This is a genomic window from Sulfurimonas sp. (assembly GCF_032250635.1).
GTDB lineage: Bacteria > Campylobacterota > Campylobacteria > Campylobacterales > Sulfurimonadaceae > Sulfurimonas.
In genome coordinates, this window is record NZ_JAVVFL010000068.1 from 1 (window position 1) to 9,760 (window position 9,760).

The 9,760-nt window shown below is 38.3% G+C and carries 10 protein-coding genes, 5 tRNA genes and 1 pseudogene; 15 read left to right on the forward strand and 1 reads right to left on the reverse strand.

Features of this window, described 5'->3' with window-relative positions; all coding sequences use genetic code 11:
- On the forward strand, positions 1–2,270 hold a 2,270-nt coding region (locus tag RQ763_RS05585), incomplete at its 5' end, for a heavy metal translocating P-type ATPase (RefSeq protein WP_409932359.1).
- On the opposite strand, the gene RQ763_RS05590 is transcribed toward RQ763_RS05585, so the two are convergent.
- On the reverse strand, positions 2,265–2,996 hold the full coding sequence (locus tag RQ763_RS05590; protein WP_314151675.1) for a YaaA family protein: 732 nt from the start codon (positions 2,994–2,996) through the stop codon (positions 2,265–2,267). The two genes, RQ763_RS05585 and RQ763_RS05590, sit on opposite strands and share 6 nt — an antisense overlap.
- Before the next feature lie 150 nt (positions 2,997–3,146).
- On the opposite strand from RQ763_RS05590, the gene RQ763_RS05595 reads away from it, so the two are divergent.
- From RQ763_RS05595 to RQ763_RS05660, 14 genes and pseudogenes are all read left to right on the forward strand, one after another.
- A tRNA-Thr gene (locus RQ763_RS05595) sits at positions 3,147–3,223 on the forward strand.
- Between the two features lie 55 nt (positions 3,224–3,278).
- Positions 3,279–3,363: transfer RNA gene (locus RQ763_RS05600), tRNA-Tyr, on the forward strand.
- Between the two features lie 14 nt (positions 3,364–3,377).
- Positions 3,378–3,454 (forward strand) — tRNA-Gly (locus RQ763_RS05605).
- 166 nt (positions 3,455–3,620) lie between these two features.
- Positions 3,621–3,695, forward strand: a tRNA-Thr gene (locus tag RQ763_RS05610).
- Positions 3,696–3,785: 90 nt separating this feature from the next.
- The gene (gene tuf / locus RQ763_RS05615; RefSeq protein WP_314151676.1) at positions 3,786–4,985 is read left to right on the forward strand and encodes an elongation factor Tu; all 1,200 of its coding nucleotides are present in this window, start codon (positions 3,786–3,788) and stop codon (positions 4,983–4,985) included.
- A 45-nt stretch (positions 4,986–5,030) separates the two neighbouring features.
- Positions 5,031–5,183 carry a 50S ribosomal protein L33 gene (rpmG, locus tag RQ763_RS05620; RefSeq protein ID WP_137011688.1) on the forward strand — a complete coding sequence of 51 codons (153 nt, stop codon included), beginning with the start codon at positions 5,031–5,033 and terminating at the stop codon, positions 5,181–5,183.
- Positions 5,184–5,237: 54 nt separating this feature from the next.
- Positions 5,238–5,314: transfer RNA gene (locus RQ763_RS05625), tRNA-Trp, on the forward strand.
- Positions 5,315–5,375: 61 nt separating this feature from the next.
- Positions 5,376–5,555, forward strand: coding sequence for a preprotein translocase subunit SecE (gene secE / locus RQ763_RS05630; RefSeq protein ID WP_137011690.1), 180 nt, complete (start codon positions 5,376–5,378; stop codon positions 5,553–5,555).
- A 9-nt stretch (positions 5,556–5,564) separates the two neighbouring features.
- Positions 5,565–6,107, forward strand: a complete 543-nt coding sequence (gene nusG / locus RQ763_RS05635; RefSeq protein ID WP_314151678.1) for a transcription termination/antitermination protein NusG — start codon at positions 5,565–5,567, stop codon at positions 6,105–6,107.
- 166 nt (positions 6,108–6,273) lie between these two features.
- Positions 6,274–6,699, forward strand: a complete 426-nt coding sequence (gene rplK / locus RQ763_RS05640; protein ID WP_294929088.1) for a 50S ribosomal protein L11 — start codon at positions 6,274–6,276, stop codon at positions 6,697–6,699.
- A 65-nt stretch (positions 6,700–6,764) separates the two neighbouring features.
- Complete coding sequence (gene rplA / locus RQ763_RS05645) at positions 6,765–7,457, forward strand: 50S ribosomal protein L1 (protein WP_314151679.1); 693 nt, start codon at positions 6,765–6,767, stop codon at positions 7,455–7,457.
- 153 nt (positions 7,458–7,610) lie between these two features.
- The gene (gene rplJ, locus RQ763_RS05650) at positions 7,611–8,090 is read left to right on the forward strand and encodes a 50S ribosomal protein L10 (RefSeq protein ID WP_314151680.1); all 480 of its coding nucleotides are present in this window, start codon (positions 7,611–7,613) and stop codon (positions 8,088–8,090) included.
- Positions 8,091–8,151: 61 nt separating this feature from the next.
- Complete coding sequence (rplL, locus tag RQ763_RS05655; protein ID WP_294929078.1) at positions 8,152–8,523, forward strand: 50S ribosomal protein L7/L12; 372 nt, start codon at positions 8,152–8,154, stop codon at positions 8,521–8,523.
- A 223-nt stretch (positions 8,524–8,746) separates the two neighbouring features.
- Positions 8,747–9,760, forward strand: a pseudogene (locus RQ763_RS05660) (DNA-directed RNA polymerase subunit beta); the annotation flags it as partial.

Consider the following 9,760-nt stretch of genomic DNA (forward strand, 5'->3'; position numbering starts at 1 on the left):
CTGGAGATGATTACTATTTTTGTAGCGAGCAGTGTCTTTTGAAGTTTAAAAAGAATCCGCAAAAATATTTAAAAGAAGAGAGTACATCTATCTGTGACGATGAAGAAACCTGTTCTATAGATATTCAAAAAACTTACGAAAAAGAGCTTCAAACCACTCAGTACACATGCCCTATGCATCCGGAAATAGTTCAAGATCATCCAGGTTCCTGCCCAAAATGCGGTATGGCACTTGAACCTGTTGTCGCAAAAGCAGTAGAAGAAAAGAATGAAGAACTCATATCTATGAGTCGTCGTTTTTGGGTTAGTACGGCTCTTTCTATTCCTGTGTTTGTTTTAGCAATGATTTCAGACTTATTGCCTTCATTATTACCGAGTGTCTTAAGCATGAAAATGGTTCAGTGGATAGAGTTTTTACTAGCCACACCTGTTGTTTTTTGGGGTGGCTGGCCGTTCTTTGTCCGAGGTTACAAATCTCTGCAAACTATGAATTTAAACATGTTTACGCTGATTGCTATAGGTGTATTCGTTGCTTGGGCCTACAGTGTAGTCGCTTTGTTTATGCCGCATATGTTTCCGCCTATGATGCAGATGAGTGATGGTTTGGTACATGTATATTTTGAAGCGGCAGCGGTAATCACAACGCTTGTGCTTTTAGGGCAGGTGCTTGAGTTGCGCGCTCGCTCTCAAACCAACGCAGCAATCAGACTTTTGCTAGAGCTTGCTCCAAACAGCGCACGGATAGTTAGAGATGACGGAAGTGAAGAAGATATAGCGCTGGAGAAGGTTCAAGTCGGAGATATTTTGCGTGTTCGTCCAGGAGAGAAAGTTCCGGTTGATGGAGTGGTCACAGAGGGGCAAAGCAGTGTAGATGAGTCAATGGTTACAGGTGAGCCGATTGCGGTCAAAAAGTTTGCAGGCGAGAAACTTATAGGCGCTACTATTAACTCAAGCGGTACTCTTCTTATGAGAACCCAAAAGATTGGTGCGGATACTCTGCTTTCACAAATCATAGATATGGTCTCACATGCACAGCGTTCTCGTGCACCTATACAAAAACTTGCTGATGTTGTCTCTTCTTATTTTGTTCCGGCTGTTATCGGTATCAGCGTAATAACATTTTTTGTTTGGTGGATATGGGGAAGTGAACCTCGTTTGGCTTATGCTATCGTCAGTGCTGTTTCTGTACTTATTATCGCATGTCCGTGCGCACTCGGTCTTGCTACGCCAATCTCTATAATGGTAGCAACAGGACGAGGTGCTACAAGCGGGGTATTAATCAAAAATGCCGAAGTCTTAGAAATAATGGAAAAAGTTGATACTCTGGTAGTCGATAAAACAGGAACATTGACAGAAGGAAAACCTAAACTGGTAAACATACATGTAGAAGACGGAATTAGTGAAAATGAACTCTTACGTTTGGTTGCTAGTTTGGAGAGAGCGAGTGAGCATCCGCTCTCAGAAGCTATTGTAAATGGTGCGAAAGATAGAAAAATAGAGTTGGTTAAATCTGATAATTTCAAATCTATAAGCGGCATGGGAATAACAGGTGAAGTTGATGGGCAGACAGTTGCAGTCGGTAATTTAAAACTGTTTGAGAGTTTAAATATAAACGCAGTTGAATTGTCAAAAAAAGCAGATATAGAACGCTCTGATGGCAAAATTGTTATGTTGGTTGCCGTTGGCTCAAAAGCAGTCGGTCTCATTGCCATTACCGACCCTATCAAAGAGAACACGGCAGAAGCCATTCAAAATTTACATCAACAAGGCATAAAAGTAGTCATGCTAACAGGCGATAGCCGAACCACGGCAGAAATTGTCGCAAAAAAACTTGGCATAGATGAAGTACATGCTGAAGTGTTGCCTGAGCAAAAAGCAGAGATTATTAAAAAGCTCCAAGCACAAGGACATATCGTTGCAATGGCGGGTGACGGTATAAACGATGCACCTGCACTTGCTCTTGCACATGTCGGCATTGCTATGGGAACTGGAACTGATGTTGCGATGGAGAGTGCCGGTGTTACCTTGGTAAAAGGCGATTTAAGAGGCATAGTCAGAGCCAGAGTATTAAGCAGAGCGACAATGCGAAATATCAGACAAAATCTCTTTTTTGCCTTTTTTTACAACTCAGCAGGAATTCCTATTGCGGCAGGAGTTCTCTATCCATTTTTTGGTTTGCTGCTCTCTCCGATGATAGCCGCAGCAGCGATGAGCTTTAGCTCGGTCTCTGTTATAGCAAACTCTTTAAGGTTGAGAAAAATAGAGTTATAAATTTGTAATATTGTAAACAATCTCGGTTCTGTTTTTTATTACCTTAATCTCTGCAACGCTTAGACCATCTATCTCTAAAGACATAAACTCGCTTATCGAGTTTATCTCATTTTGCGCAACTGCTCTAAGCACCAATCCTCTGTAGGCCTTTGCCCAGTGGCTTACGGTTTTGCCCTCTTTTAAAAACTTCAGCGTGGTATAGGGCTTTTTAACTTCATAAAATTTATCATAATATCCAGCGCGCAAGTCCAAAATCTCACAGTTTGCGAGGTAGAGTTCAAGTTGATAGGAAAATCTATCTTTGTAGAACTTATCGGGTATAAAACTGCCTACATTGTTCCCCTGCTTTACTTTGTAGTTAGCTATAGTATCTCCGCCTAAAATCGCTCCGTAAAGGTTTGAGAATATGATTGTATTTGATTTAAGATACTCTTTTGCTTCTGTTTGAAGTGAGTCAAAATCTAGATACTCATAAGCCACACCGTTATAGCGCTCAATCGCACACATAAGAGGCGAGTTGAAAATATCACATATATATGCTTCGCAGTCGCTAAATTTTTTAAAGCCAAATAGCTCTTTTATGGCATCATTATTGCCGCTATTGACAATAGTGTTGTACTCATTTAGTATACCTTCTCTTGCACTATTAGAACCAAATAGCTCTTTTTTATCCTCATCTCCTCCGATTTTTTTGCCCTCAGCGGGTGAAAATAAAATCTTTAACATCTAAAAACAACCTTTACAATATATATAAAATAAGAAATATGTGAGCAGATAATAACCAATTTTACTTAAAGAGTTGGATTCGACAAATAATTAATAAAAAACTCTTGACATTGAAAATATATTGCACTATAATTCTGGCTCAAATTCGATGCCGACATAGCTCAGTTGGCTAGAGCAGCTGATTTGTAATCAGCAGGCCCGGGGTTCGAATCCTCGTGTCGGCACCATTGAATTTGAGAATATTAGAAACAGTGTTAGACCGGACAAAACATATATTGTTATGGTGAGATAGTCAAGTGGCCAACGACGGCGGACTGTAAATCCGCTCCCTACGGGTTCAGAGGTTCGACTCCTCTTCTCACCACCATTTCAATGGCACATGCGGGCGTAGCTCAGTTGGCTAGAGCGTCAGCCTTCCAAGCTGAGGGTCGAGGGTTCGAGTCCCTTCACCCGCTCCATTGAAACATTCTGGAAGCTGAAGTACAAATTCAACCTACTTCATATTATGATTTGTATATTTATAGTATTGTTCTATAATTTACATAGCTATCTACACAAAAATTTACTAATATTTAAAATATTTAAAAAAAATTATGCAATTATTGCTTGTTTTATATCTACTATGCTCTCGTGGCTCAGGGGTAGAGCACTTCCTTGGTAAGGAAGAGGTCGGCGGTTCAAATCCGCTCGTGAGCTCCATAAGATAGAGTATAGATAAAATTTAAGCAATAATTGAATAATTTTTGGGTATAATTCCATTTCTATTCACAAATTAAGTCGGAGGACACTATGGCAAAAGAAAAGTTTTCGCGTAATAAACCGCACGTAAACATTGGAACTATTGGTCACGTAGACCATGGTAAGACAACATTGACAGCTGCAATTACTGCAGTATTAGCAGTAACTAACGGTGCAAAAATGATGGATTATGATGCAATCGATAATGCTCCTGAAGAGCGTGAGCGTGGTATTACAATCGCAACTTCACACGTAGAGTATGAAACAAATAATCGTCACTATGCACACGTTGACTGTCCAGGTCACGCCGATTATGTTAAAAACATGATTACGGGTGCTGCACAAATGGATGGTGCTATTCTAGTTGTTTCTGCAGCTGATGGTCCGATGCCACAAACTCGTGAGCACATTCTTCTTTCTAAGCAAATTGGTGTTCCTGCCATGGTTGTTTTCATGAACAAAGAAGATATGGTTGATGATGAAGAACTTCTTGAATTAGTTGAGATGGAAATTCGTGAACTATTAGATATGTATGATTTCCCAGGCGATGATACTCCAATCACTGCTGGTTCTGCAACTTTAGCTCTTGCTGAAGCTAAAAGTGGTACTCTTGGACCATGGTCTGCTAAAGTACAACAACTAATGAAAACTGTAGATGAATTCATTCCTGAGCCACTTCGTGAAGTTGACAAAGAGTTCTTAATGCCAGTTGAGGATGTTTTCTCAATCTCTGGACGTGGAACTGTTGTTACTGGTCGTATTGAGCGTGGTACAGTTAAAATCGGTGATACAATTGAAATCGTAGGTATCCGTGATACTCAAAAAACTACTGTTACTGGTATTGAAATGTTTCGTAAAGAGATGGATCAAGGTTTAGCAGGAGATAACTGTGGTGTTCTTGTTCGTGGTATCGGTAAAGATGATGTTGAGCGTGGTCAAGTTCTTTGTAAGCCAGGCACAATTAATCCACATACAAAATTTACAGCTGAGATTTATGTACTAAGTAAGGAAGAGGGTGGTCGTCATACTCCATTCTTCACAAATTACCGTCCACAATTCTATGTTCGTACTACAGACGTTACAGGTGCAATTACTCTACCTGAGGGTACTGAGATGGTTATGCCAGGCGACAACGTAAGTATTACAGTTGAATTAATTCACCCAATCGCTATGGAAAAAGGTACTAAGTTCGCTATCCGTGAGGGTGGACGTACTGTTGGTGCTGGTGTTGTAGCTGAGATTATTGCATAATTCGCTTTAGCGAATTTGCATTAATCCTTTAATAAGGTTAATAACATGAGAGAAGCAATACATTTAGGATGTGAGAAGTGTACTCGTCGTAACTATCACACAACTAAAAACAAAAAAACTCATACTGAAAAATTTTCAGTAAAAAAATATTGTAAGTTTTGTCGTGAGCATACTGTTCACAAAGAGATGAAACTCTAATATAGTTGCAACTTAAGCTCAAGTCTTTTTGACTTGGCTTTTTTTGTTTAAAATAGGCGTGTAGCTCCAACGGTTAGAGCACCGGATTCCAAATCCGGGTGTTGGGAGTTCGAATCTCTCTACGCCTGCCACATTAATTATTTGTAAAGCTACAGAGCTTTATCTGTAATTAATGAGTATTAGGAAAGTTAAATGAATTTAGGTACACATATCAGAAATGCGAAAATAGAGCTAAGCAAAGTTATTTTTCCTACAAAAGGTCAAGTAAAGCAGGCTTATATTTCAGTTGTAATAGTTGTTGCTGTTATAGCTGCTTTTTTAGCATTGATTGACTTGATAATGTCATCAGTTATGTCAGCAATCTTAGGATAAGGAGTAGCAGTGGAGGAAAAAAAAAGTAATCATCAGTGGTACTCTATACAGACATATGGAAATGAGAGAACAGTTCGCTTAGCAATCTTAAATATGATTGAAGAGATGGGACTCCAGGATAGAATAACAGACGTTATTGTTCCTACTGAAGATGTTATAGAGGTAAAAGACGGCAAGAAAAAAATATCTGAGAGATCTCTTTACTCGGGTTATGTTTTCGCAAGAATAGATCTTAACACAGAGATACAACATCTTATCCAGACTATTCCAAAGGTGTCTGGATTTATCGGCGAGGCAAATACGCCGACACCTTTAAGCGAGCATGATATTAGTGTTATTCTTGACCGTGTTCAAAATAGAGCGGCACCTAAGCCAAAGGTATATTTTGAAAGTGGTGAAACTGTTCGTATTACGGATGGTCCATTTGCAAACTTTACGGCAACTGTAGATGAGTATGATTTAGAGCATGGAACTCTAAAACTTAACGTTTCAATTTTTGGTAGAGCAACTCCGGTTGATATCGCTTATACCCAAGTTGAAAAAATAATTTAATTGGTAATAAACTACGCTAACATTAGATTTTTTTATAAAAGTTTAATGTTAGCGTAGTTTAAAGCGACTAGTCGCGCGAGCGTTCTGCTGAAGAAAACTTAGCGTTAGCGTAGCAAGCTGGACTTTGTTCAGATTGCGTTAATTAAAATAATAAAAAGGAAAATAGATGGCAAAGAAAATATTAGGCTACATTAAGCTTCAAATTGAAGCCGGTAAAGCAACACCTGCACCACCGGTTGGACCAGCTTTAGGACAACGTGGTGTTAACATCATGGAGTTTACTAAATCATTTAACGAAAAAACAAAAGATAAGATGGGATTTAAAGTTCCTGTTATTATCACTGTTTATACTGACAAAAGTTTTACTTTTATCACAAAGCAACCACCTGCATCAGCACTTTTGATGAATGCTGCGGGACTTAAAAAAGGTTCGGACAATGCACTTAAAAACAAAGTTGCAAAGATTACTCGTGCGCAGCTTATGGAAGTTGTAAATAGAAAGATCGAAGACTTAAACACTGATGATAAAGAGATGGCGGCTAATATTATCGCCGGTTCTGCTCGTTCAATCGGTATAGAAGTAGTAGACTAGAAATAAATATCATCGACCACAGTGATACAAAATTTTGTGGCAGAATTTCATAGGAGAATTTCATAATGAGTAAAAGATATAAACAATTAATAGAAAAAATTGATGTTACAAAGACACACAGTGTTGATGAAGCTTCAGTTGTAGTTAAAAACCTAGTAAGTGCAAAGTTTGATGAGACTGTTGAAATTGCATTAAACCTAAATGTAGATCCAAGACATGCAGACCAGATGATTCGTGGTGCTATCGTTCTTCCTCACGGAACCGGTAAAACTGTTCGTGTTGCAGTTTTTGCTAAGGGCGTTAAAGCTGATGAAGCAAAAGCAGCAGGCGCTGATATAGTTGGTACTGATGATTTAGTACAACAAATCAAAGATGGAATCTTTAATTTTGATGTAGTTGTTGCTGCACCTGATTGTATGGGACTAGTTGGTCAAATTGGTCGTATTCTAGGGCCAAAAGGTATGATGCCTAACCCTAAAACAGGTACTGTAACTCCAGATGTTGCAACTGCTGTTAAAAATGTTAAGGGTGGTCAGGTAAATTTCCGTGTTGATAAAAAAGGAAATATACATGCAGGTATCGGCAAAGCAAGTTTTGATGCTGATAAAATTGCAGAAAACCTATCATCTTTTGTAAGAGCTATCAATAAGCACAAGCCTTCAACTGCAAAAGGTCGCTATATCAAAAATGGCGCACTTAGTTTAACAATGAGTCCTGCTATTAAACTTGATGTTATGCAATTGGCTGACATTAAATAAGAGAGTGATTTTTAGTGCTTTATTCGTAAAGCACTATCAAGTTACTACTTTGGTAACTGCATTTTATGGACTGAAGATATAGGAGCGAAAGCTTAATCTGCCGATTAATAGTTGGTATTCCTGTTGAAGTATTGTCTGGAAAGGAGATATTCTATGACAAAAACACAAAAAGCTGAAATTATTGAAGTACTTTCAAATGAGTTCAAAGAGGCTCAAAGTGTAATTTTTTGTGATTATAAAGGACTTGGTGTTTCTAGTCTTGAGACTTTGAGAAAAGCTGCTCGTGCAAAAGATGCAAAAGTTCAAGTTGTTAAAAATACTTTAGCAATGATCGCATTAAGCAATGCAGAACTAACTGGTGTTGAATTAAAAGACACTAATATTTTAGTATGGGGTTCTGACTCAGTCGCTACTTCTAAAATAGCTGCTGACTTTGCTAAAGATAACGATAAGTTTGTGATTAAGTCTGCTTATGTTGATCGTGCACCTGCTGACGCTGCTAAAGTTGAAGCATTTGCTAAACTTCCTGGTCGTGAAGAGCTTCTTGCTATGCTTGCTGCTACTTGGATGGCACCGATTACATGCTTTACAATCGGACTTGACGCGTTAAGACAAAAAAAAGAGGAAGCTTAATAGCTTTTAACAAAGAGATGATTAAATCATCAAAAATAAAATTTCATAATGGAGAAAAATTATGGCTATAACTAAAGAAGATGTATTAGAGTTTATTTCAGGACTTTCTGTACTAGAACTTTCTGAAATGGTAAAAGAGTTTGAAGAGAAATTCGGCGTATCTGCACAGCCTGTTGCAATGGCTGGTGGTGCTGTAGCTGGTGGAGCTGCTGCTGAAGAGCAAACAGAATTCAATGTTATTATTACTGATGCAGGTGATAAGAAAATTAACGTAATTAAAGTTGTTCGTGCTCTTACAGGTCTTGGACTAAAAGAAGCTAAAGAAGCAACTGAAAATATACCTTCAACAATTAAAGAAGGCGTAGACAAAGAGACAGCTGAAGATGCTAGAAAGCAACTTGAAGAAGCTGGCGCAAAAGTAGAAGTTAAATAATTACTACTGTGGAGGAGCAGCACAAATAATTTTTTGTTGCTCCTCAATTTTGGGCGCTTTTACGAATGGATTTTAATCTCTTCGTAAAAGTGCCCTTACGTCGTTAATAAGCACTATAAAACAAGCTCTGATTTCGAGCTCAAAAAAATTGTCTAGGGACGCCTAGATATGACACCTTAATCAATAAAGATTAAGTCTTAAAAACAACTCATCGAGGTAGCCAATGTTAAACACTTTATATTCCGGAAACCGTCTTCGTGTAGACTTCTCTAAAACTCCTCAACAGATAGAAGTACCAAACCTGCTGCAAATACAACAAAGTTCATACGGCAAGTTCTTAATGCTTGATGAAAAAGAGAGGTCGCAAAGCGGTGTAGAGACAGTATTTCAGTCAGTTTTTCCTATACATGACTCTCAAAATAGATTGACGCTTGAGTATATTGGCAGTGAAATAGGTAAGCCAAAGTATACGGTCAGAGAGTGTATGGAGCGTGGTCTTACTTATGCTGTAAGCTTAAGAATGAAAACGCGTCTTATTCTTTGGGATAGAGATGAAAACACTAAAGAGAAATTGGGCGTTAAAGATATTAAAGAGCAGAGTATCTTTGTTCGTGATATTCCTTTAATGACTGAGAGAACATCTTTTATTATCAATGGTGTTGAGAGAGTCGTTGTTAATCAGCTTCATCGCTCACCGGGTGTTATTTTTAAAGAAGAAGAGTCAACAACTGCGGGCAACAAACTTATCTATACGGGTCAGATTATTCCAGACCGCGGTTCATGGCTCTATTTTGAGTATGATCCAAAAGATATTCTTTATATGAGAATTAATAAGCGCCGTAAAGTTCCTGTAACTATTATGTTCCGCGCACTTGGATACTCAAAGCAAGATATTTTAAAACTATTTTATCCAATTCAAAATATAAGCATTGTAGATAATAAATTTCTTATGTCGTTTAATCCAAATGACTACTCTGCAAGACTAACTTATGACCTTATTGACAAAGACGGCACTGTTCTTTTGGCTTCAGGAAAAAGACTCTCGGCTAAGAAGTCACAAAAATTTATTGAAGATGGTCTAAAAGAGGTTGAATACCCTCTTGAAGTACTTCTTGACCGCTACTTGGCAAAGTCTATTGTTGATCCTGAAACAGGCGAGGTTCTTTTTGACGCTATGACTAGAATTGACGAGAACAAGCTTAAGAAAATGAGCGAAATCGGAGTAAAAGGCTTTAGT